Source organism: Streptomyces sp. NPDC051109, assembly GCF_044455885.1.
In the GTDB taxonomy this organism is placed as follows: domain Bacteria; phylum Actinomycetota; class Actinomycetes; order Streptomycetales; family Streptomycetaceae; genus Streptomyces.
This window is the reverse complement of record NZ_JBITFF010000011.1, coordinates 225635-248540: the sequence shown is the minus strand read 5'-3', so window position 1 is coordinate 248540 and position 22906 is coordinate 225635. Positions and strand designations below refer to the sequence as shown.

The 22906-nt window shown below is 73.7% G+C and carries 20 protein-coding genes; 10 read left to right on the top strand and 10 right to left on the bottom strand.

Annotated elements, in window-relative coordinates; translation table 11 throughout:
• Positions 1-91: 91 nt before the first annotated feature.
• The 3 genes from ACIBAD_RS22020 to ACIBAD_RS22010 form a co-directional block, all read right to left on the bottom strand.
• The gene (locus ACIBAD_RS22020) at positions 92-1138 is read right to left on the bottom strand and encodes a lytic polysaccharide monooxygenase (RefSeq protein ID WP_398908104.1); all 1047 of its coding nucleotides are present in this window, start codon (positions 1136-1138) and stop codon (positions 92-94) included.
• A gap of 253 nt (positions 1139-1391) precedes the next feature.
• On the bottom strand, positions 1392-1874 hold the full coding sequence (locus ACIBAD_RS22015) for a DUF402 domain-containing protein (RefSeq protein WP_398908103.1): 483 nt from the start codon (positions 1872-1874) through the stop codon (positions 1392-1394).
• Positions 1871-2815 (bottom strand): GNAT family N-acetyltransferase, encoded by a 945-nt coding sequence (locus ACIBAD_RS22010; protein ID WP_134074823.1) that lies wholly within the window; start codon positions 2813-2815, stop codon positions 1871-1873. The genes ACIBAD_RS22015 and ACIBAD_RS22010 overlap by 4 nt, the downstream gene beginning before the upstream one ends.
• A 53-nt stretch (positions 2816-2868) precedes the next feature.
• Between ACIBAD_RS22010 and ACIBAD_RS22005 the strand changes: the two genes are divergently transcribed.
• Positions 2869-3273 carry a GntR family transcriptional regulator gene (locus ACIBAD_RS22005; RefSeq protein ID WP_134074822.1) on the top strand — a complete coding sequence of 135 codons (405 nt, stop codon included), beginning with the start codon at positions 2869-2871 and terminating at the stop codon, positions 3271-3273.
• Between the two features lie 9 nt (positions 3274-3282).
• Here the strand turns inward: ACIBAD_RS22005 and ACIBAD_RS22000 are convergent, their stop codons facing one another.
• Positions 3283-3825 carry an FABP family protein gene (locus ACIBAD_RS22000; RefSeq protein WP_134074821.1) on the bottom strand — a complete coding sequence of 181 codons (543 nt, stop codon included), beginning with the start codon at positions 3823-3825 and terminating at the stop codon, positions 3283-3285.
• A 167-nt stretch (positions 3826-3992) separates the two neighbouring features.
• On the bottom strand, positions 3993-5093 hold the full coding sequence (locus ACIBAD_RS21995; protein ID WP_398908102.1) for a DUF5925 domain-containing protein: 1101 nt from the start codon (positions 5091-5093) through the stop codon (positions 3993-3995).
• A gap of 231 nt (positions 5094-5324) precedes the next feature.
• On the opposite strand from ACIBAD_RS21995, the gene ACIBAD_RS21990 reads away from it, so the two are divergent.
• A complete protein-coding gene (locus tag ACIBAD_RS21990; protein WP_398908109.1) occupies positions 5325-6128 on the top strand; it encodes an SGNH/GDSL hydrolase family protein in 804 nt (267 codons plus the stop codon).
• An 18-nt stretch (positions 6129-6146) separates the two neighbouring features.
• Here ACIBAD_RS21990 and ACIBAD_RS21985 read toward each other — a convergent pair whose 3' ends face one another.
• Complete coding sequence (locus ACIBAD_RS21985) at positions 6147-7946, bottom strand: serine/threonine-protein kinase (RefSeq protein WP_398908108.1); 1800 nt, start codon at positions 7944-7946, stop codon at positions 6147-6149.
• Positions 7947-8261: 315 nt separating this feature from the next.
• Here ACIBAD_RS21985 and ACIBAD_RS21980 point away from each other — a divergent pair, with 315 nt between their 5' ends.
• Positions 8262-8531 (top strand): hypothetical protein, encoded by a 270-nt coding sequence (locus ACIBAD_RS21980; protein ID WP_030870537.1) that lies wholly within the window; start codon positions 8262-8264, stop codon positions 8529-8531.
• Positions 8532-8566: 35 nt separating this feature from the next.
• On the opposite strand, the gene ACIBAD_RS21975 is transcribed toward ACIBAD_RS21980, so the two are convergent.
• Both ACIBAD_RS21975 and ACIBAD_RS21970 read right to left on the bottom strand, forming a co-directional pair.
• Positions 8567-9790, bottom strand: a complete 1224-nt coding sequence (locus tag ACIBAD_RS21975) for a CaiB/BaiF CoA-transferase family protein (protein WP_134074819.1) — start codon at positions 9788-9790, stop codon at positions 8567-8569.
• A gap of 187 nt (positions 9791-9977) precedes the next feature.
• The gene (locus ACIBAD_RS21970) at positions 9978-11105 is read right to left on the bottom strand and encodes a type ISP restriction/modification enzyme (protein WP_398908107.1); all 1128 of its coding nucleotides are present in this window, start codon (positions 11103-11105) and stop codon (positions 9978-9980) included.
• 175 nt (positions 11106-11280) lie between these two features.
• Between ACIBAD_RS21970 and ACIBAD_RS21965 the strand changes: the two genes are divergently transcribed.
• Entirely contained in the window at positions 11281-11460 is a 180-nt protein-coding gene (locus tag ACIBAD_RS21965; protein ID WP_134074818.1) for a hypothetical protein, read from the top strand.
• A gap of 72 nt (positions 11461-11532) precedes the next feature.
• Here the strand turns inward: ACIBAD_RS21965 and ACIBAD_RS21960 are convergent, their stop codons facing one another.
• Together ACIBAD_RS21960 and hmgA are read right to left on the bottom strand one after the other, a co-directional pair.
• Positions 11533-12282: a GntR family transcriptional regulator gene (locus ACIBAD_RS21960; protein ID WP_398908101.1), complete on the bottom strand. Its 750-nt coding sequence runs from the start codon at positions 12280-12282 to the stop codon at positions 11533-11535.
• A gap of 82 nt (positions 12283-12364) precedes the next feature.
• A complete protein-coding gene (hmgA, locus tag ACIBAD_RS21955; RefSeq protein WP_398908100.1) occupies positions 12365-13687 on the bottom strand; it encodes a homogentisate 1,2-dioxygenase in 1323 nt (440 codons plus the stop codon).
• A gap of 138 nt (positions 13688-13825) precedes the next feature.
• Between hmgA and ACIBAD_RS21950 the strand changes: the two genes are divergently transcribed.
• From ACIBAD_RS21950 to ACIBAD_RS21925, 6 genes are all read left to right on the top strand, one after another.
• Positions 13826-15913 (top strand): right-handed parallel beta-helix repeat-containing protein, encoded by a 2088-nt coding sequence (locus tag ACIBAD_RS21950; RefSeq protein WP_398908099.1) that lies wholly within the window; start codon positions 13826-13828, stop codon positions 15911-15913.
• A 47-nt stretch (positions 15914-15960) separates the two neighbouring features.
• A complete protein-coding gene (locus tag ACIBAD_RS21945) occupies positions 15961-16839 on the top strand; it encodes a hypothetical protein (protein WP_398908106.1) in 879 nt (292 codons plus the stop codon).
• Entirely contained in the window at positions 16836-18203 is a 1368-nt protein-coding gene (locus ACIBAD_RS21940) for a hypothetical protein (protein ID WP_398908098.1), read from the top strand. The genes ACIBAD_RS21945 and ACIBAD_RS21940 overlap by 4 nt, the downstream gene beginning before the upstream one ends.
• A 35-nt stretch (positions 18204-18238) precedes the next feature.
• Positions 18239-18859, top strand: a complete 621-nt coding sequence (locus ACIBAD_RS21935; protein WP_134074814.1) for a TetR family transcriptional regulator — start codon at positions 18239-18241, stop codon at positions 18857-18859.
• A 109-nt stretch (positions 18860-18968) separates the two neighbouring features.
• Complete coding sequence (locus ACIBAD_RS21930; protein ID WP_398908097.1) at positions 18969-21284, top strand: molybdopterin-dependent oxidoreductase; 2316 nt, start codon at positions 18969-18971, stop codon at positions 21282-21284.
• A gap of 73 nt (positions 21285-21357) precedes the next feature.
• Positions 21358-22806 carry a CitMHS family transporter gene (locus ACIBAD_RS21925; protein ID WP_398908096.1) on the top strand — a complete coding sequence of 483 codons (1449 nt, stop codon included), beginning with the start codon at positions 21358-21360 and terminating at the stop codon, positions 22804-22806.
• The last annotated feature ends 100 nt before the right edge of the window (positions 22807-22906 follow it).

Here is a 22906-nt window from a genome sequence, read left to right as displayed (position 1 = left end):
CTCGTCCGACAACGTCAATTCGGCCTTCGGCCGTCCCGTCCGTACCACAGGGCAAGCTTATACATCTGAACAGAATTCCCGACTCAGAAGACTAGCGGCCGTGGCGGCCCGGCGTCGTCGCACGGCGTCGGGCCACGCCGAACAGCACGGCCGCTCCGACGGCCAGCACGCCTGCCCCGGCGATCGCGATCGCCGGGGTGGCGGCGCTTCCGCCCGTCGCGGCGAGGCCGGTGCCGGTGCCGGTGCCGGCGGGAGAGTCCGACGGGACCGGGGCGAGGGCGGTGCTGCCGTTCGTCTTCGGGTCGTTGTCGCCGTGGCCGTTGTGCTCCACGGTGGACTTGCTCTGGCCGTCCGCGATCTGCTGGTCCGTCGGGGCCTTGGGCGCGTCCGAGGGGCGCCCGTCCCCGGTGGAGGGCTTGGCGCTGGGCTTCGTACTCGGCTTCGTGCTCGGGGTGGTGCCGGTGCCGGTGCCGGTGCCGGTGCCATTGCCGCCGTTGTCCTTGCCGAACACCACGTCGGAGCAGGTGTAGAAGGCCTCCGGGCTGTCCGAGCGCTGCCAGATGCTGTAGATCAGGTGCCGCCCGGACTTGCTCGGCACGCTGCCGGAGAACACGTAGTCCCCGTTCTGCATGCCCGGGTCGGTGGCCTCCGCGAACGGCGCAGGCTCCAGGTCCGACCACTTCAGCGGCTTCGACGGGTCGTAGCCGTCCTTCGTGATGTACAGCTCGAAGGAGCCCTTGTGCGGGGCGGTGCCCTTGTACCGGAAGGTGTGCGCGCCCGCCGCCATCGGGCTGGCCGGCCAGTCGGCGCGGGCCAGGTCCAGGCCCCGGTACTTGTCGTTGCCGGCGGAGCAGAGCTGCCCGTTCGGGATCAGCGACCGGTGGTTGCCCGCCGCGTTGGCGATGTTCACCGCGTTCCAGTCGTAGAACGCCTGGGCCCCGCTCGCCGCCACCGCCGCCTTGCAGGCAGCCGACTTCGGCGACTCCGGCCCCTCCGCGTAGCAGGCCGCCACCCGGCTGACCGGGTCCGTCATCGAGCCGTGCGCGGCCGCGGGCCCGGCGGCGTACGCGGCCACCGCGAGCGGGGCGAGGCCGGCTGCGGCGATACGGGTCACGGTGCGGCGGCGGCGTGCGGGCATGGGTGGATCTCCTTCGGAGCGGCGATGCGGGCACCACGGTCGTGGGTGTGCCGGGAGCCGGCCGGGCGGCGCCGCCCCCCCGTGGGTCCGACGCCGCCCCGTGCCCTCCTCGGCCCCGCCAAGCTAGCCCCCCGCACCCCCGCCACCACCCGTTTCGACCCCCTCCCGAAGATCCTTAGGCTCCCCTTAAGGCACCGGTAAGCACGGCCTCAGGAAGGGGCGGCCACGCCGTGCGCGGAGGGCGGGAGCCAGGTCAGGCGAGGAGGGGGGCCAGGCCCTCAGGGGTGTGCGCCTGGGCGGCCAGGGCGTCCAGGGCGCGCACGGCCTCGGCCGCCGCCTGCGGGTCGCTCTCCCCGAGCCCGCTCGCCGCGAACTCGTCCTCGTCCAGCCGCAGGACGCTCGCTCCGTCCGCCGAGACCCACAGGTCCAGATCCAGGTCCTCGACGAGGATCCCGCCCTCTCGCACCACCGCCGGGCGCGTGATGTCGCAGTACCAGCCCTTGAGGACGCCCTCGCCCGTCCGGACCTCCTTGACCGCGTACCAGCGGGTCCGCCAGAAGTGCTCGGTGAAGACGTCGCCCGGCTCGAAGCGCACGAAGCCGAAGTCCCGTACGCCTTCGGCCGCCCAGGGGGCCCGTACGGAGATCCGGTCGCCCGTGTCGGCGACCAGGGCCGCGGGGTAGCGGATCTTGGTGCGGCCCGCCTTGGTGAGGGTGACGGTGAGGTGATCGGTCATGGCCTGCTCTCCGGCTTCTTGGCGTAGCGCGTCTCGGTCGCGCAGATCTCGTACCCGAACCACTTGTTGACGGCGAGCATCGGCTCGTTCCCCGTGTCGTTGCCCGTGAAGGCCTCCGTGTAGCCGGCGGCGCGGGCCCGTCGGAGCGAGTCCGTCTTGGCGAGCTTGGCCAGCCCGCGGCCGCGGAACGCGCGCAGGGTGCCGGTCATCGCCGAGCCGTAGCGGGAGGCGCCGTCGGTCCGGGCCGCGCAGAACGCGGCCACGACGCCGTCGACCAGCACGACCCGGGTCAGCTCCCGGTCGAGCGTCGGCTCGTTCCAGACACTGCCCAGCCAGTCCTCGTAGCCGGCCGGCACCTCCGGTACGTCGCCCGGCTCGTCGGCCGACACCGCCGCGTCGGCCTCGAACAGCGGGCGCGGGTCGGCGGCGAAGGCCGAAGCCGGGCGCAGCTCGACCCCGGCGGGGAGGACGGCGGGGAGCTCCGGCAGCGGGCCGGCGGCCAGGTCCAGGCGCAGGAAGTGCGCGGAGCGGGAGGGCCGGTAGCCGCGCCGCTCGGCGAACGAGCGGTGGGCCGGCTCGTCGAGGACCCAGGCGTACGTCTCCACCGCGCCCTCGGCGGCCAGGTACTCCTCGGCCGCGCGCAGCAGGGCGGTCCCGGCGCCGAGGCCGCGGTGTGCGGGGTCGACGTAGGCGTTGACGAAGGACCGGCCGGGCTCGGGGCTCCGGTACACGAGCCCGACCTCGGCGGTGCCCACGACGAGACCGTCCTCGGTCTCGGCGGTGAGGACCCGGTAGCGCCTGTCGGGGGGCGAGGCGGCGAGTTGGTGGGCCAGGCCGGCAGAGGTGGTGATCATGAAGGGCAGCGCGGCGCGGCGCACCCGTACGACGGACTCCGCGTCCCGGGGATCGTCCGGGCGGAGGTCGCGGATCTTTACGGTCATGGCGTCGACCGTAGGCGCGGGGGCGGGGCGCACGCCTCCGAATTTCCCCGCGGATGGGGGAGAATCGCCGGGTGACCTCGACGAACCTGAAGATCCGGATCGACGGGGCGGCCGGCGCGGCCGCCCCGTACGAGCAACTGCGCACGCAGATCGCGGAGGCGGCGCGCTCCGGGGAGCTGCCGGTCGGGTACAAGCTGCCGACGGTGCGCGGGCTCGCCGAGGAGCTGGGGCTGGCGGCGAACACGGTCGCGAAGGCCTACCGGGCCCTGGAGGGCGACGGGGTGATCGAGACCCGCGGCCGCAACGGGACCTTCGTCGCGGCGGCCGGCGACGGGGCCGCCCGTGAGGCGGCCGCCGCCGCGCAGGCCTACGCGGAGCGCGCGAAGCGGCTGGGCCTCACCTTCGACGAGGCGACGGCGGCCGCCCTCGACGCCCTGCGCGCCCGCTACGGCAACTGACCGACACCCCTAGGGGGCGTACGGGCGCAACTGCGCCCGGAGGTGGTGCTGCAGGGGCCGTCCCATGGCCGCCATGTCCTGCTCGATCGTCAGCTCCCCGCCGCCGAAGGCGTACCGGCGCCGCATGGCGGTGACCTCCTTGGCCTTGGGGGTGAGGGCGACGGTGTCGGTGGCGATCTCGATCTCCGTCCCGGACACGCGGCCGGTGTACGTCTCCACGATGCCGGTCGGGTGCGCCAGGACGACCTCCAGAGAGGCGTCGGGCAGGATCCGCCACCACCCGGACTCCCGTCCCGAGGGGCGCAGGGCGGTGCCGGACTCGTCGATCAGCCAGGCCCGCGACTCGTAGCGCAGGAACGGCCGGCCGTCGTGGCTGAAGGTGATCTCCTGCTCGTACCGGAACCCCTGCTCCAGGGTCGGGTATTCGCCGCGGCCCCGGCCGTGCCAGCGCCCGAGGAGGGGCAGCACCGGCCGCAGCTGCGGGTGCGGCTCGGGGCCCTCGCCGAGGACGTGGCTGTCGGGGTACGGATTCTCCTGCGCCGGCTCGGGCACGTGCACTCTCCTGCTCGGTGGCGTCCCCGGCTGCTTCGGCCGGGTCCGGGGCCGACCCGGCCGGCCCGGCCGGTCGGCCCGGGGCGGTCGGCCGTCCGGCGCTCCGGGGCCCATTGTCCTCGGCGCGCGGGCGGCGACCGTACGCGCCCCGCCAGCGGAGCCGGTCCTTACAGGTAGAGGCCCGGCTCCGCGCCGTGCCGGCCCTGCGGCGGCAGCATCGACGCGGGGCCCGTGCCCCGCCGCAGCGCGAACAGTTCGGCGAGCGTGGCGCCCTCGCGCGACACCCCCTCGTCCGTGCCCAGCCAGTCCACCGCCTCGCCGTGCGTCAGCCGGCCGACCTCGATGCGGGCCAGGCAGCGGCCCGGCCGGACCACCGCCGGGTGGAGCCGCTCCAGGTCCTCGTTCGTGGTCACGCCGACCAGTACGTTGCGGCCCTGGCCGAGCAGCCCGTCCGTCAGGTTCAGCAGTCGCGACAGCGCCTGGCCCGCCGTGTGCCGGGCCTCGCCGCGGATCAGCTCGTCGCAGTCCTCCAGCAGCAGCAGCCGCCAGCGGCCCTTCGCCGTGCCCTCGTCCTCGCCGATCGCGATGTCCATCAGGTACCCGACGTCGTTGAACAGCCGCTCCGGGTCCAGGACGCAGTCCACCTGGCACCAGTCCCGCCACGACCGGGCCAGCGTCCGCAGCGCCGAGGTCTTGCCGGTGCCCGGCGGGCCGTGCAGCAGGAGCAGCCGGCCCGCGATGTCGTCCGGGGTCACCTTCATCAGCCGGTCCATCGCCCCGGCCACCGGCGCCGTGTAGTTGGGCCGCACCTCCGCCCAGGTCCCGGCCGCGATCTGGCGGGTCGTCCGGTACGGGCCGCGCCGCGGGGAGACGTACCAGAAGCCCATCGTGACGTTCTCCGGCTGCGGTTCGGGCTCGTCCTGCACCCCCTCCGTGGCCTCGCCGAGCACGGTGGAGGCGAGTTCGTCGCTGACCGCCGTCACCGTCACGTCCGCGCCCCGGCTCCAGCGGGAGACGAGCATCGTCCAGCCCTCGCCCTCGGCGAGCGTGGCGCTGCGGTCGGAGTCGCGCGCGGAGCGCAGCACGGTGGCCTCGGGCGGCAGCAGGGTCGCCTCCGCCTTCACCCGCTCGATCGTGACGCTGTGCGAGTACGGCTGCTCGCCCGACGCGAACCGGCCGAGGAACAGCGCGTCCACGACGTCAGACGGTGAATCGCTGTCGTCGACGTTGAGCCGGATCGGCAGCGCGTCATGCGGGTTGGCTGGCATGGCGCCCATGATCCGGCACGAAGTGGCCTCGTGCACCCGTGTTTCGCCGGATCGGGTGCCCAAGTTCCCTCTTCAAACGCACCGGTGGTGAAGATTCGGGTCGCAACTCCGCGCCGAAAATTCTTGGCATGAACACTTCCGGCCAACCCCGGCTCCCAGTACCACGGACTCAGGAGTAACTCCCGAGTAACCCCCGTGTACCTCCCCCCACAAGGAGCCGCACACATGAGCATGAAGATGTCGCGCTTCGCCGCCCTGACCTCATCCCTGTTACTCGCCGCGGGCGCCGCCCTGTTCGGCGCGGGACAGGGGGCCGCCGCCACGGCCGACTTCGGCTACGTCGCCCTCGGCGACTCGTACTCCTCCGGCGTCGGCGCCGGCAACTACGACAGCGGGAGTGGCGACTGCAAGCGCACCACCCGCGCCTACCCGGCCCTGTGGGCCGCCGCCCACTCCCCGCAGACCTTCTCCTTCGCCGCCTGCTCGGGCGCCCGTACGGGGGACGTCCTCTCCGGCCAGCTCTCCCCGCTGAACTCCGGAACCGACCTGGTCAGCATCACCATCGGCGGCAACGACGCCGGATTCTCCGACGTCATGACGACCTGTGTGCTCCAGTCCGAGTCCACCTGCGTCAACCGCGTCAACCAGGCCAAGGCGTACGTCGACTCCACCCTCCCCGGCCAGCTCGACCAGGTGTACGACGCCATCCACGGCCGGGCGCCCGGGGCCCACGTCGTCGTCCTCGGCTATCCCCGCTTCTACAAGCTGAACGGCACCTGCGCCACCGGGCTCACGGAAGGCGAGCGCTCCGCCATCAACGGAGCGGCCGACTACCTGAACGCCGCCATCGCCAAACGCGCCGCCAACCACGGGTTCACCTTCGCCTCGGTGGCCGGCGCCTTCACCGGCCACGAGATCTGCTCCGGCGACGCGTGGCTGCACAGCGTCAACTGGCTCAACATCGGGGAGTCGTACCACCCCACCGCCGCCGGACAGTCCGGCGGCTACCTGCCCGTGTTCACCAACGCCGCCTGATCGGGGCCGCCGCGCCGGTCACGAGGCGTCGGCCTCCGGGCCGGGTGCCTCAGGGCCGGCGGCCTCCGGGGCCGGAGCCTGCGCCTCCGGGGTCTGCGGGCCCGCGGACACCGGCCCCGCGGATCCCGACCCCGCCGGGACCGGGGCCGGGGCCGGCGTACCGCTCGCACCGGGGGAGGGGGAGGGACCGCCCGTCGGGGTCTCCCCCTCCCCTTCCGCCTCGCAGGTCACGGAGAACTCCACCCACTCCGAGGCCGTCGGCGCCTCCCCCCGCACCTCCAGCCGGACCGCGTCCGAGAAGGTCGCGCTCGGGTAGTACGTGAGCTCGGTGTGGTCCAGCTGCCGGCTCCGGGGGCCGTCCGCCTCGTACGTGACGGACTGCCAGCCGGGGCCGGAGGTGACCCCGCTGCGCGTCGCCCAGCGGTACTCCAGCACGGCGGGCGTACGGTCCGCGTCGACCGTCGCCGTGAAGGCCGGTGCCTGGTCGGCGGGCGGCGGACACGTCCCGCGGTAGTCGTCCCGTACGGCGCGCACCGCCACGGCGAACCGCGCCGCGGGCGCGGCCGACGGCGAAGCGGACGGCGAAGCGGAGGGGGACGGGGACGGAGCCGGGGACGGCGACTGCGAACCGGACGCGCTCGCGGACGCGCCCGACGAGGTGGCCGGGGCCGTCGTGCCGGTGCCCCCGCTTCCGCCTGACTCCTCGCGGTCCTTGAGCAGCAGCCACCCCAGGGCGGCGATCGCCAGCAGCAGCACCGCGATCCCGGCGGTCAGCACCGCCCCGGCCCGCCCCTCGCGCGCCGGCGTCCCGCCACCGCCCCCGGGTCCCGCCGGACCGGGCACCGCAGAAGGCGCCGGCCCCGGCACGGGCATCGGCATCGGCATCGGCGGGGTCGGCCCGTCCTGGCCGTCGTGCCGGTGGTGCGCCGTGGCCGTCGGGGAGTCCGGGCCCGACACCGCCCCGCCGGAGCCCTGCAGGACCCCGCCCGCCCCGACGATCCGCAGCATCCGGGCCACCTCCGCCGCGGGCAGCCGCTCCTGCGGATCCTTGCGCAGCAGCCCCTCCAGTACGGGCGTCAGCGGACCGGCCCGGTGCGGCGGCGGCAGCTCGTCGTCCACCACCGCCCGCAGTGTGGACAGCGGGGTGTCGTGGCGGAAGGGCGAGACACCCTCGACGGCGGCGTACAGCATCACCCCGAGCGACCACAGGTCCGACTCGGGCCCCGGATCGCGCCCGAGTGCCCGCTCCGGCGCGAGGTACTCGGGGGAGCCCAGCACCTCGCCCGTCATCGTGATCGAGGAGGAGCCCTCCAGGCTCGCGATCCCGAAATCGCTGAGCACCACCCGGCCGTCGTTGGCGACCAGCACGTTGGAGGGCTTGACGTCCCGGTGCAGCACCCCGGCCCCGTGCGCCGAGCGCAGCGCGGCCAGCACCTGCTCCCCGAAGTGCGCGGCGCGCTGCGGGGTGAGCGGCCCGTCGGCCTCCAGCACGTCGGCCAGCGAGAGTCCGTGTACGAGCTCCATCACGATCCAGGGCCGGCCGTCGTAGGCGGCCACGTCGTAGACCGTGACGACCCCGCGGTGCGAGACCCGGGCCGCCGCCCAGGCCTCCCGTTCCAGCCGCCGGTACATCCGCTCGATCTCGGCGCGGTCCAGTCCGGCCGGCGCCCGTACCTCCTTGACGGCCACCTCGCGGCCCAGCACCTCGTCGCGGGCCCGCCAGACGGTGCCCATGCCGCCCCGGCCCAGCTGGTCGAGGAGCAGGTACCGGCCCGAGATGACACGGCCTGCGGCGGATTCACCGCCCGGTTCACCCATGTTGTCACTCACGCGAGCCCCCAGGCGTGTCCGTGTGTCGGCGGGCGGTCACTCCAAGTTAGCGCAGCGGCCGCGTCGCGGGCCCGGTCCGGGGCGGGACGCGCGCGCGGAACTGCCGAAGGGCCCATGGGGGCTCGCGAAGGGTCCCCGAACCGCCCCGATCCCTGCGGAGAGTGACGGTCGACTCCGCTGAGTAACCGTCAACTCCCGGTCCCCATAGGGGTAATTCACACCACCGGGATACCCGAGCACGACGCGGGGGCGATAAGGTTACCCTGCCCGGGCCGGGTGCCCTCGTACGGGTGGGGAGAGATCATGGAACAGATAGCAATGCGCAGCAGGCCGCCTCGCGTGCCTGCCATCACCTGCGGCAGCAGCGCGACGAGCTCGCGCCTCGACCGCCACCTCGCCGTGCTGGGCGGACCCGCCGTCCCCCACCGCGAGGTCGCCGAGGCGACGCTGCTGATGCGCGAACTGACGTCCCGCGACCACACGCACCGCCTGCGGAGCCGGAGCGCGCGCGTTTCGCTCTTCGCGCCGCTGCGCCGTCTGCGTCGCACGCTCTTCGGCAGCCGCCGCTCGTAACAACGTCCCCGACCGTCATTGGTTTCGCCCCGGCCCTACGCAACCACACCATCCCGGCGCAGTGTCGTGATCTGCGCGCCCGTCATCCCCAGGGCGCGCAGCAGGGCCTCGGTGTGTTCGCCGAGCGCGGGCACCGCACCCATGTGCGGTTCCGCGCCTCCCGGCAGTCCGATCGGCGGCAGCAGTGCCCGCAGCGGACCGGCCGGTGATCCCACCTCGCGCCAGCGGTCCCGCGCGGCCAGCTGAGGGTGCTGCGCCAGCCGGGCCACCGAGTTCAGCCGTGCGCAGGCGATGCCCGCCGCCTCCAGCCGCCCGATCGCCTCGTCCGCGCCCAGTCCGGCCAGCGCCTCGGCGACCACCGCGTCGGTCTTCTCCCGGCCCCGGGTGCGTGCCGCGTTCGTCGCGTACGCCGGATCCTCGGCCAACTCCGGCCGCTCCAGCACCTGTTCGGCGAGGCGCCGCCACTCGCGGTCGTTCTGCACCGACAGCAGCACCCGGTCCCCGTCCGCCGTCGGGTAGGCGTCGTACGGGGCGATGACGGCGTGCGCGAGACCCGTCCGTACGGGCTGCTCCCCGCCGTGCATGGTGTGGTGCAGCGGATGGCCCATCCACTCGGCCAGCGCGTCGAGCATCGAGACCTCGACCCGGCCACCGCGCCCGGTGGTCCCGCGGCGCAGCAGGGCCGCCAGGACCCCGGAGAAGGCGTACATGGCCGCGGCGATGTCGGCGGCCGGGATGCCCGCCTTGACGGGCTGCCCGGGGGTGCCGGTCACCGAGACCAGCCCCGCCTCGCACTGCACGAGCATGTCGTAGGCGCGCTTGTGGGCGTACGGGCCCTCGGCCCCGTACCCGGAGATGTCGACGGCGACCAGCCGCGGGTACCGCGCGCACAGGGCGGCCGAGTCGAGTCCGAGCCGGGCGGCGGCTCCCTGGGCGAGGTTCTGGACGAACACGTCGGCCCCGTCGAGCAGCCCGTGCAGGACCTCCAGGCCGCGCGGGTCCTTCAGGTCGAGCGCGATCGACTCCTTGCCGCGATTGGCCCAGACGAAATGCGAGGCCAGTCCCTGCGCGGCGGTGTCGTAGGCGCGCGCGAAGTCTCCGCCGTCCGGCCGCTCGACCTTGATCACCCGGGCTCCGAGGTCGGCGAGCTGGCGGGTGGCGAAGGGGGCCGAGACGGCCTGTTCGACGGCGACGACGGTGACACCGTCGAGCGGCGGCGGTTCCACGGGGCGTGCGGGTGCGGGCGAGTCGGCTGTCATGACAGCCTGCCTACCCGCTCGGACCCCTGCCTGTCACCAGGCAGGATGTCGACACCGCCGGCTGTGCGCGGTTCGTCCGCGTATGGCGCCGGTCCAGGCCGTCCCCCCGGTCCCGCCGCGCCGAGCGTTCCGTGTTCGGTTGTTCGGTTGTTCGGTTGCTCCGTTTTCCGTTGTTTCCGTTGTTCCGTCAGAGCAGGGCGAACTGGCCGCCCGGGCCCTCCTCGTGGTGGTCGAGCACCGATGCGGGGCGCCTGGCCCAGCGCGGCGGCGGCAGCACCCCGGCCGCCGCCAGCTCGGCGGCGGGCAGCGGCGGCCCGGCGGTGAACGCCGCCCGCTCCGGGGCCAGATCGGCCAGCAGCGCGAGGGTGGTCACCAGGGCCGGCAGTTCCGAGGTCCAGGCCTGCGGCCACTCGGCGGGCCCGAGCGCCTCCAGCCCGTCGGCCTCGGGATCCCGGTGGGCGGTGCGGGCGGCGAACCAGGCCTCCAGCACCCGGGTACCGCCCTGCGCCCCGTACTCCCAGGCGCCCGGCGGGACGGGGGAGACCGTCCCGGTCCCGAGGCTCAGGGTCTCGGTCTCGGGGTCGTAGGCGAGTCCGTCCGGCCAGGCCCGGACCGCCGAGCGGACGTACGGGCGCCGGCCGCCCGGCAGCCGGGGCGGCTCGGCCCCGGGCCCGCCGCGCAGCTGGACGGTGAGCAGCCGGTGCCCCAGCTCCAGTCCGGCCCGCCAGCGGCCGGGGTCGCCGGTCAGCGGGACCTCGTACCCCCGGGGACCGGGGCGGCCCGCGGCGAGGATCCAGCACAGCACGTCCTGCGGGGTGACCCAGCCGCCGTAGCGCTCGCCCAGCAGCGGCAGCAGACCCGGCGCGAGGTTGGGCTCGGCGCCGCCGGGGCGCCGGTGCAGGGGGCGGATCCGCCCCAGCCGGCCGGCCGGGAGGTGCGCGGTGACCAGCAGCTCCGGCGTCTCCACGGCGAACAGCTGGTGCTCGTCCAGGACCCGCCACAGCTCCGGTCGGGCCATGTCGATGAGCCGCTGGTCGGGCAGCAGCCACTGCTCGTCGAAGGGGTCGCGCAGCACCCGTACGGGCTCCGGGCAGGGGCCCGGCGCGTCGGCGAAGCGGGCGGTCGACGGCGAGCGCCGCCCGGGCAGGGCCGCCGCACCGGTGGTGGGCGTACGGCTGCGGGTCGGGCGGAACAGCCGCTCCCGCTCGGTGCCTTCGGCGCCGGTCAGGGCCGCCCAGCGGGCGCGCAGGACCGCCGGGTCGGGGGCCGCCACCCAGGACCGGCCCAGGCGCAGGCCGCCCACGGACCAGGGCATCAGATCGTCCAGCAGCGGTACGTCTTCGCTCACCCGGCAGATGGTAGCGACGGGAGGCGGCGGCCGGGATGCGGCCGGGGCGTCGGCGCACGTGTGGCCGGGCTGGGCCCGGGCCGAAGAGCTACGCTCCCTATGTACGGGTATGTGCCTATGTATCGATGTCGAGGAGACGGACATGAGTCAGTACGACGAATACTCGACTCCGTCGCAGGCCGAGGGCGAACGGCTCGACGAGGACATGGACGAGAAGGAGAAGATGCAACGGCACCCGCAGACGATGCGGACCACGCCGTCGCAGGCGGAGGGCGAGCGGAGCACAGACGAGGAGCGGAGCAGGGACGAGGAAGGGAAGTAGCCCCCGCAGGGTGTGGCGCAGCCGTCCGGTGGCGCAGCGGTCCGGTGGCGCGGCGATCCGGCGGCGCAGCCGTCAGGTGGCGTCGACCGTCACCGTGAACGAGAACCGGTCACCCCGGTACCGGATCCGCGCCACGTCCACGACCCGCCCGTCCTCGTCGTACGTCACACCCGTGTAGTGCAGGATCGGACTGAGCAGCGGTACCTGCAGCAGCTCGGCCGTCTCCGGGTCGGCGAGCCGCGCCTCGACCGTGTCCGTGATCCGGCTGATCTTCACACCCACCACGTCGCGCAGCACCTTGGTCATCGGCCAGCGCGCCAGATCGGCCAGGTCCACGGCTTCGGCGACCTCCGGCCGGACCGCGTTCTCCGCCCAGTTCGTCGGCTCGCCGCTCTCCCCGTCGTGGCGGAGCCGGCGGAACGTGACCACCTCGGCCGTGTCCGGGAAGTGCTCCAGCAGCTCCCCGGACACGGGCGTCCGCGCGTGGCCGAGGATCGTCGTACGGTCGCCCGACTGCTGCGCCACGATCGCGTCGACCGAACCCAGCAGCCGTACCGGCGCCCCGCGCCGCGCACCCGGCTCGATGAACGTGCCGCGCCGCCGGTGCCGGCTGATCAGCCCCTCGCCCTCCAGCTCCTTGAGGGCCTGGCGCATGGTCAGCACGCTCACCCCGTAGTGCTCGGCGAGCTGCTCCTCCGTGGGCAGGCGCAGCGAGGCGTCCGGGGTGCGCCCCAGTATCGAGGCGCGCAGCGACTGTGACACCTGGTACCAGAGCGGAAGCTTCCGGTTGAGCACCAGCGAGTCGGGGGCGAAGGCGGTCACGGGTGGTTCTCCGTAGGGACGGGGCGTGGCGCACGTGGTGCGTGGCACGTGACGCGCAGCGCGGGGCGCGCGCGTAGCGATATTAGGCGCGGAAGTGGCGCTGGAGCCCCTGCCAGACGTCGTCGTATCCGCGCTGGAGGTGATCGGCGCCGGCCGCCTGGGTGGTGGCGGTGATCGGCCAGCGGGTCTCGAACATGAAGGCCAGGCCGTCGTCGATCTTCTGCGGCTTCAGCTCGGCGGCGCTCGCCCTGTCGAAGGTCTCCCGGTCCGGTCCGTGCGCCGACATCATGTTGTGCAGCGAGCCGCCGCCGGGGACGAAGCCTTCCGCCTTGGCGTCGTAGGCGCCCTCGATCAGGCCCATGTACTCGCTCATGACGTTGCGGTGGAAGTACGGCGGCCGGAAGGTGTCCTCGCCGACCAGCCAGCGCGGGGCGAAGACGACGAAGTCCACGCCCGCGAGGCCCGGGGTGTCAGAGGGCGAGGTCAGCACGGTGAAGATCGACGGGTCCGGGTGGTCGTAGCTGATGGAGCCCAGGACGTTGAAACGGCGCAGGTCGTAGACGTACGGGGTGTGCGTGCCGTACCAGGCGACCACGTCGAGCGGGGAGTGGTCGTAGGTCGCGGACCAGAGGTTGCCGCAGAACTTGTTGACCACCTCGGTCGGGCGCTCGACGTCCTCGTACGCGGCCACCGGGGCCCGGAAGTCGCGCGCGGCGGCCAGGCCGTTGGCGCCGATCGGTCCGAGGTCCGGCAGCTCGAAGGGGCGGCCGTAGTTCTCGCAGACGTACCCGCGGGCGTCCTCGTCCAGGAGCTCCACCCGGAAGCGCACGCCGCGCGGGATCAGGGCCACCTCGCCGGGCCCGGCGCCGAGCAGGCCCAGCTCGGTGCGCAGCAGCAGGCCGCCGCGCTCGGGGACGATCAGCAGCTCGCCGTCGGAGTCGCTGAACACCCGGTCGGTCATGGAGGCGTTGGCGGAGTAGAGGTGGATGGCCATGCCGGTGCGCTGGGTGGCGTCGCCGTTGCCGCCGAGCGTCCACAGGCCCGCCAGGAAGTCGGTGCCGGGGGCCGCGTCGGGCAGCGGGTTCCAGCGGAGCCGGTTGGGGTCCGCCGGGGCCTCGGTGAAGGGTGCGGAGCGCAGGACGCCGTTGTCGACCCGGGTGAACGGCGGGTGGGCCGCCGAAGGGCGGATCCGGTAGAGCCAGGAGCGGCGGTTGTGCCCCCGGGGCTCGGTGAAGGCGCTGCCGCTGAGCTGCTCCGCGTAGAGGCCGAGGGGGGCGCGCTGGGGCGAGTTGCGGCCGGGCGGCAGGGCGCCGGGGACAGCCTCCGAGCTGTGCTCGTTGCCGAAGCCGGTGAGGTACTCCAGTGCCTCGGCCGTCTTCCGGGCCTGCTCGGCCTGCTCGCTCATGGGTGCTCCCGCTCTGTCACGGTCGAAGGAATCCTATGGCTGACAGTAGGATTCCGCGGCCCGTGCGTCAATGGCGCCCCCGATTTCGCGCTGCCGCAGGGGATCCCAAAAGATGAACATTGCTCTACTCTCACGCGCATGTCGTGGACCCGCAGGTTCCCTGCCGTACCGGCGGCGCTCTTCGCCGCCCTCCTCGCGCTGCTGTCCCTCTTCGCCGCCGCGCCCGCCGCCCGCGCGCACGAGGAGCGCCCCGTGACCCTGCCGGACGGCTCCGGGTCCGTGCCCCGGTACCGGAAGGCCGAGCCGGACCTGGTCGTCTGCAAGACCGACCGGCCCGCGTTCGAACGCCGGATATCCGCCTTCCCGGAAGAGCTCAGGCAGCGCAACCTCACCCTGTACGAGCGCTGCGAGAAGAGCGGCTACCGGCACCTCCAGGAAGCCGTGGACGCCGTGGACCGGCCCGGCATGAACATCGCGATCCTCCCCGGCCTGTACGAGGAGGAGCCCTCGCTGCCGAAGCCGACGGGGGAGTGCGCCGCGCTCAAGGCCCCCAACTCCTCGCTCGGCTACCAGATCCTCACGTACGAGCAGCAGGTGCAGTGCCGGCACAACCAGAACCTCGTCGCGATCCTCGGCAAGACGGACCTGCAGATCGAGGGCACGGGCGCGAACCGGCAGGACGTCGTCATCGACGCCAAGTACCAGAAGCTGAACGCCATCCGCGCCGACAAGTCGAACGGCGTCTACTTCCGCAACTTCACCGCGCAGCGGACCACCTTCAACTCGCTGTACGTGCTCGCCGGCGACGGGTTCGTCATCGACGACGTCCTGACCCGGTGGAACGACGAGTACGGCTTCCTGACCTTCGCCAGCGACCACGGCCTGTACAAGAACTGCGAGTCGTACGGGAACGGCGACTCCGGCATCTACCCGGGCAGCGCCTCGAACATCAACGACGGGCGCGGCTACGAGGTCCCGCGCTACTCCATCGAGATCACCGGCTGCCACAGCCACCACAACATGGTCGGCTACTCCGGCACCGCGGGGGACTCGGTCTGGGTCCACGACAACGAGTTCGACCAGAACATGGGCGGCGCCTCGATGGACAGCGCCTTCCCCGGGCACCCGGGGCTCCCGCAGAACCACGCCAAGTTCGAGCGGAACCTGATCCACGACAACAACGCCGACTACTACGGGTACGTCGCCGACGGCACCTGCGCCAAGCCGCCGATCGAACGCGGCTACGAGCAGGGGGTGGTCTGCCCGCAGATCTCCATGCCGCCGGGCACCGGGATCATCACCGCGGGCGGCAACTGGAACGTGTACGAGGACAACTGGGTGTACGGGCACCGGCGCGCGGGCTTCTTCCTCTCGGCGGTCCCGGCGTTCATCCGGGGCGAGGAGGCGTGGTCGAAGCAGGCGGACACCTCCCACCACAACCGGTACGCCGCCAACATCCTCGGCAAGGACAAGTCGGGGGCCTCGCGCCCCAACGGCATGGACGTGTGGTGGGACGGCCAGGGCCGCGGGAACTGCTGGCAGAGCGGACCCGACGGCTCCACCCCGGGCACGCTCCCGCACTGCGGCGACCGCCGCGGTGAGGTGTCGGGCGCCTCCTCCCGGCTGGTCGGCGAACCGGTGAAGCTCGCCCAACTCCTCGTCTGCGCCGACTACAGCGTGCAGGCGCGCAAGCTCCCGGCCGGCTGCGACTGGTACGGCGCGCGGGGCATGGAGCGGGTGGAGACCCAGATCGCACTGGCGGTGGCGGCGGTCCTGCTCCTCGTCGGCGGGGTGCTGTGGTGGCGCCGCCTGCGCGGATCCAGCCTGGGCACGGCGGCCTCGCTGCTGGGCCTGGCCGGACTGGCCCTGGACGTGGCCGGCTCCACGATGCCGCTCGTGGACACCGCCGTGCCGGCCCTGGCGCTGCTCCTGCTGGGCCTGTGGTGGACGGGCGCGGGCCTCGCCCTGCGGCCCACCCGGCCCTGGCTGGCGCGGCTGACCCTGCTCCTGGCGGCCCTCACCCTCCTCGACGCCTTCGACAAGGCCGTCCTGATGATCCCCGCGATCCCGATCGGCCCCTCCTGGCTCCGGGCCCTGGTCCTGATCCCGTGGACGCTCTGGGCCACCATCGCCGCCTCCCGCCCGGGCGAGGGCGCTCCTGCCCCGGCCCGCCCGGGCGAGGGCGCGCCCCTCCCGGCCCGCCCCGCCGAAGGAGGAGCGCAGTGAGCGACGACCGGGCCGCAGGCCCCATCGGACGCGATGGCTGCGGGACACTGCCCGTCGGGGCGCGGGCTCGGGCTCGGCGCGGTGCCCGAAGCGCCGCCCTGTTCGCGCTCGCCCTCCTCCTCGTGGGCGGCGCGGCCACGGGCTGCGGCGGGCGGGCCACCACCCACCACAAGCCCGGCACCAGCCACGAGCAGGCCACCGGCAGCGTCGGAAACCTGCTCGACGCCCAGGACCCCGCCGGCCACCGGCTCCGCGAGGTCCCGGCCGAGGGCGCGCCGCAGGTGCAGCTCGCCGCCCGCCCCGACTCCGAGGACGGCTGGAACCTCCAGCTGACGGTGAAGAACTTCCGCTTCACCCCCGACAGCACCGGCGGGGCCGCCCTCCCGGGCGCCGGTCACGCACACCTGGAGCTGGACGGCCGCAAACTGGCCCGGCTGTACGGCCCCTGGTTCCACCTGCCGGCAGCTCAGGTGCCCGAGGGCGCGCACACCCTGACCGTCCGCCTCTACGCCGACGACCACACCGCCTGGGCCGTAGCCGGCAAGGCCGTCGAGGGCACGCTTCAGCTCACCGCCACCGCCGCTGCCCCCGGCCAGGCCGGCCACAGCCACACGCCGCCGCCGGTGCCCACGTCCCCCTCGCCGCCACCGCCGGAGGCGCCCGCCGACCGCACCGTCACCATCACCGTCCGGGACGGCAAGGTCAGCCCGGCCCCCGGCCGCACCGAGCTGCGGCGCGGGGAACGCGTCGCCCTGCGCGTCACCAGTGACCGCGCGGACACCCTGCACGTCCACGGCTACGACAGGGAACTCGCCCTGCCGGCAGGCCAGGAGGCCACCCTGGTCCTGACGGCCGACCGTACGGGCCTCTTCGAGGTCGAGACCCACGAGTCCCGCCTGGTCCTGACCCAGCTCCTCGTCCGATGACCCCGGTCGGGCCCGTGCCCGTGCCCGTCGCGGGCGGTGGCGGCGGGGGCCGGGGCGTGGTCGACTGCCCGGCCGGTCCGCTCACCACGCTCGCGCACGGGATCGGGTCCCAGCACGATCTGCCGATCTCCCCCTTCTACGCCTTCGCCGGTGCCTTCGCCGCACTGTTCGTCTCCTTCCTCGCGCTCGGCCTGCTCTGGTCCTCCTCCCGATTCCGCGGCGACCGGTCAGGCCTCGCCCTGCCCGCCGCCCTGGAACGGATCGCCGACGCCCCGGCCACCCGTACCGCCCTGCGCGGACTCGGCCTCGCCGCCGCCCTCGCCGTCCTCCTCTGCCTCCTCCTCGGTCCCGACGACCCCGCGCGCAACCCCGCCCCCGGCGCCGTCTACGTCCTCCTCTGGGTCGGCCTCGTGCCCACCTCCCTCCTCTTCGGCCCCGTCTGGCGCCTGCTCAACCCGCTCCGCACCCTCCACCGCCTGTACCGCCGGCTGCCCCGCGCCCGCCCGCGGCCCGCACCCTCCCCCCTTCCTCCCCGGCTCGGCCAATGGCCCGCCGCCATCGGACTGTTCGGCTTCACCTGGCTCGAACTCGCCGCTCCGGACCCCGCATCCACCACCACCCTCCTGACCGCCCTCGCCGTCCACACCACCGTCCACCTCGCACTCGCCGCCCGCTTCGGGGAGCGCTGGTTCGCCCACGCGGACGCCTTCGAGGCGTACTCCGCCCTCCTGGCCCGGCTCTCCCCCCTCGGCCGCCGCAGCGACGGCCGCCTGGTCCTCCGCAACCCCTTCCACGGACTCGACGCGACGCCCGAGCGGCCCGGACTCGTCGCCACCGTCTGCGTCCTGCTCGGCTCCACCGCCTACGACGGCTACTCCGACAACCCGTCCTGGATCAACACCCTCCAGACCTCCCCCCTCGGCCGCACCCCCACGGCCACCCTCGGACTGCTCGCTTCCGTCGCCCTCGTCGCCACCCTGTACTGCCTCTGCGCCGCGGCCACCCGCCTCGTCTGCGGCCCGCACCCGGGCCCGCTGACCGCCTTCGCGCACTCACTCGTACCGATCGCGCTCGGCTATCTCATCGCCCACTACTTCTCCCTCCTCGTCACCGAAGGACCACGCACAGTAAGCATGGCACTCGGCACTGACAACGCCCCAGAACCCTTGCCACCCCTGGGTCCCGGCGGCCTCGCCGCCCTCCAAGTCGTCGCCGTCGTCACCGGCCACGTACTCGGTGTGATCGCGGCCCACGACCGCTCCGTACGCCTCTTCCCGCCCGCCAGGGCCGTGACCGGCCAGCTGCCGCTGCTCGCGCTCATGATCACTTACACGATCGGGGGCATCGGCCTCCTGCTGAACTGACACCGCTGCTGAACCGAGGAGCCAGGAGCGGCATGATGGACCCCGTGCCCCCCGCCCACCCCCTGCGCCGGACGCCGATCCAGCAGCGCAGCGCCGACCGGCTCGCCCGGATCCTCGACGCCTGCGCCGAACTGCTGGACGAGACCGGGTACGAGAACCTCAGCACCCGGGCCGTCGCCCTGCGCGCCGGCGTGCCCATCGGCTCCGTCTACCGCTTCTTCGGCAACAAGCGGGCCATGTCCATCGCCCTCGCCCACCGCAACCTGGACCGGTACACCGACGCCATCGCGGACCGCCTCGCCGCGCTCCCGGCCGGCGACTGGCGGCCGGTCGTGGACGCCGTGCTCGACGAGTACCTGGCCATGAAGCGGACCGTCCCCGGGTTCGCGCTCGTCGACTTCGGGATCCCCGCCCCGCCCGCCGAGGGCCCGGCCGCCGACCCGAACGGGCTGGTCGCCGTGCGGCTCACCGAACTGCTCGGCGCCCACCTCGGCCTGACCCCCGACACCACCCTGGAGCGGGCGGTCCTGGTCGCCGTCGAGGCCACGGACGCGCTGACGAAGCTGGCCTTCCGAGCCGACCCGGCCGGCGACCCCGCCATCGTGGCCGAGACCCGGGCGATGATGCACGCGTACCTGTCCCGCGTACTGGACTGACCCGCACTCGGCGGGGTCCGGCGAGAACAGCCCCTCCCCACCGTGCCAACCGGTCGGTATGCTCGGCTCGCCCGCGTGTCCGTGTCGCGCCTGCCGCCCTGGAGGGCCCATGCCCCGCACCGCCCTGCGCATCTGCCCCCTCTGCGAAGCCACCTGCGGCCTCACCCTCACCATCGAGGGCACTGCCGTCACGGGCGCCCGCGGGGACCGCGAAGACGTCTTCAGCCGCGGCTTCATCTGCCCCAAGGGCGCGGCCTTCGGCGCGCTCGACGCCGATCCCGACCGCCTGCGCACCCCCCTCGTCCGCCGCGACGGCCGGCTCCGGGAGGCCACCTGGGAGGAGGCGTTCGAGACCATCGCCGACGCCGTCCCGGCCCTCGTGCAGGAGTACGGAGCCCAGTCCGTCGGCGTGGTCCTCGGCAACCCGAACGTGCACACCATGGCGGGCAACCTGTACCCGTCACTGCTGCTCAAGGCCCTCGGCACCCGGAACTTCTTCACCGCCAGCACCCTCGACCAGATGCCCAAGCACGTCTCCAGCGGGCTCCTCTTCGGCGACCCCTTCGCGATCCCGGTCCCCGACCTCGACCGCACCGACTTCCTGCTGCTCCTCGGCGCCAACCCGGTCGAGTCCAACGGCTCCCTGTGCACCGCCCCCGACTTCCCGGGCCGGCTCAAGGCACTGCGCGCCCGCGGCGGCACCCTGGTCGTCGTCGACCCCCGCCGCACCCGCACGGCCAAGCTCGCCGACCTCCACCTCGCACCGCGCCCCGGCAGCGACGCCCTGCTGCTGGCCGCCCTGGCGCGCACCCTCCTCGCGGAGCGGCTCGCGGCCCCCGGCGCCCTGGAGGAACAGGCCGCGGGGCTCGGGGAACTCGCCGAAGCCCTCGCGAGTTTCACTCCTGAGGCCGTCGCCCCCGCCTGCGACCTCACGGCCGCCGAGATCCGCGACCTCGCCCGCGCCCTGGCGGCCGCGCCCACCGCCGCCGTCTACGGGCGGATCGGCAGCTGCACCGTCGAGTACGGCACGCTCGCCAGCTGGCTGGTCGACGTGCTGAACATCCTCACCGGCAACCTCGACCGGCCCGGGGGAGCCCTCTTCCCGCTTCCGGCCGCCGGCCCGCGGCCGCGCCCCGCCGGGCCGGGCAAGGGCTTCACCCTGGGCCGCTGGCGCAGCCGGGTCAGCGGACACCCCGAGGCCAAGTCCGAACTGCCCATCGCCGCCCTGGCCGAGGAGATCGAGACGCCGGGGGAGGGGCGGATCCGGGCGCTGGTCGCCATCGCCGCCAACCCGGTGCTGTCCGCCCCCGACGGGCGGCGCCTCGACGCGGCCCTGGCCGGGCTCGACTTCATGGTCAGCATCGACCCGTACCTCAACGAGACCTCCCGCCACGCCCACGTCGTACTGCCTCCGCCGCCGCCCTCGCAGAGCGCCCACCACGACTTCGCCTTCAACGGGTTCGCCATCCGCAACCAGGTCCGCTACAGCCGTCCTGCCGTCCCGCTCGAAGCGGGCCGGCTCGACGAGTGCGAGATCCATGCCCGCCTGGTCCTGGCCGTCTCCGGCATGCACGGATCCGCCGACCCCTCCTCCGTCGACGAGATGGTCATCCTGGGCACCCTCGCCAAGGAGACCGCCGACCCGCGCTCCCCCCTGCACGGGCAGGACCCGGCGCGCCTGGCCGGCCTGCTCGCGGGGGAGAGCGGCCCCGAGCGGCGCCTCGACCTGATGCTGCGACTCGGGCCGTACGGAGACCGGTTCGGCGCCGGCTCCGCACCCGGGGCGGCACCGGGCGAGGACGGGGCCGCGGACGGGTCCGGGGGCAGGGGCGAAGGCGGGGACGCGGGCGGGTGCGGCGGTGCGGGGCTCAGCCTGGAGCGGCTGCTCGCGCACCCGCACGGCATCGACCTGGGCCCGCTACGGCCCCGGCTCCCGGGCGTGCTGAGGACGCGCAGCGGCAGGATCGAGCTGCTCCCGGACCCGATCGCGGCCGAGCTCCCCAGGCTGCGGGCGGCGCTCTCCGACCGCCCCGCCGCCCTGGTGCTCGTGGGCCGCCGCCACCTGCGGTCCAACAACAGCTGGTTGCACAACGTCCCGGCCCTCACCGGAGGTTCCAACCGCTGCACCCTCCAGGTGAATCCGCAGGACGCCGGGCGGCTCGGCCTCACCGAGGGAGGCCTGGCCCGGATCACCGCCGAGGGCGGCAGTCTTGAGGTCCCCGTCGAGGTCACCGACACCGTCCGCACCGGCGTCGTGAGCCTCCCGCACGGCTGGGGCCACGACCGTGACGGGGCCCGGCTCTCCGTCGCCTCCGCCGCGCCCGGCGCCAACGTCAACCAGCTCCTCGACGGCTCCCGGCTCGACCCGCTGTCCGGTACCGCCGTGCTCAACGGCTTCCCCGTCGAACTGGCACCCCTGCCCTGAGCTGGGGTTTTGCTCGTATTGCTCACACGCTGACGTCTTGTTGGCGCAAGGAGGGGGCACCTACGTTCCCTGCATGCTGACCTTCCTCGGCTTCGCCATGATCGCCACCTTCCTGGTCCTGATCATGATGAAGAAAATCTCGCCCATCGCGGCGCTCGTCCTCATCCCCGCGCTGTTCTGCGTGTTCGCAGGAAAGGGCGCCCACCTCGGCGACTACGTCATCGACGGCGTCGGCAAACTCGCGCCGACCGCCGCCATGCTGATGTTCGCCATCGTCTACTTCGGCGTGATGATCGACGTCGGCCTGTTCGACCCGATCGTGCGCGGCATCCTGCGCTTCTGCAAGGCGGACCCGGTGCGGGTCGTGGTCGGCACCGCGGTCCTCGCCGCGATCGTCTCGCTCGACGGGGACGGCTCGACCACCTTCATGATCACCGTCTCGGCCATGTACCCGCTCTACAAGCGGCTCGGCCTCAGCCTGGTGGTCATGACGGGCGTCGCCGCCACCGCCAACGGCGTCATGAACACCCTGCCCTGGGGCGGCCCCACGGCCCGCGCCGCCACCGCCCTCAAGGTCGACGCCTCCGACATCTTCGTCCCGATGATCCCCGCCCTCGCGGTCGGCCTGCTGTTCGTGTTCGTCCTCGCGTACGTCCTCGGCCTCAAGGAGCGCCGCCGGGTCGGGACGCTGGTCATGCCGGGGGAGGCGGCGGAGCCCGCCGAGGAGCGCCTGCTGGTCGCCACCGCCACCGCCACCGCCGGATCCGTCGAGGCCGGGTCCGCCGCTCCGGCCGAGCCGGCCGCCCCCGCCTCCCGTACGGGGGGAGGCTCCCCCTCCGCCCCGGAGTCCGCTCCCGGCTCCGCCGCGGAAGAGGACGGCTTCCAGGGCCTCGACCCCCACCGTGCGACCCTCCGCCCGCGCCTCTACTGGTTCAACGCCGGTCTCACCGTCGTCCTCCTCACCGCGATGATCACCGAGCTGCTGCCCATCCCGGTGCTCTTCCTCCTCGCCGCGGCCCTCGCCCTCACCGTCAACTTCCCGCACATGCCCGATCAGAAGGCCCGGATCGCCGCCCACGCCGACAACGTGCTGAACGTCGCCGGCATGGTCTTCGCCGCAGCCGTCTTCACCGGCGTCCTCAGCGGCACCGGCATGGTCAAGCACATGGCCGACTGGCTCGTCGGGGTCGTCCCCGAGGGCATGGGCCCGCACATGGCCCTGGTCACCGGGCTGCTCAGCCTGCCGCTCACCTACTTCATGTCCAACGACGGCTTCTACTTCGGCGTCCTGCCGGTCCTGGCCGAGGCCGGCGCCGCCCACGGGGTCTCCCCCCTGGAGATCGCCCGCGCCTCGCTGGTCGGCCAGGCCCTGCACATGTCCAGCCCGCTGGTTCCCGCCGTCTACGTCCTCGTCGGCATGGCCAAGGTCGAGTTCGGCGACCACACCCGCTTCACCGTGAAGTGGGCGGCCCTCACCTCCCTCGTCGTCCTCGGCGCGGGGATGCTTTTCGGCATCATCTGACCCGGGGAGCACTGGCGGGCCGAAAACTACCGGCGGTAGTTTGTAGGGTGGTCGAACGAGGTCAGGTCTATGCGACACGCGTTCGTGCGCGCTCGGGAGG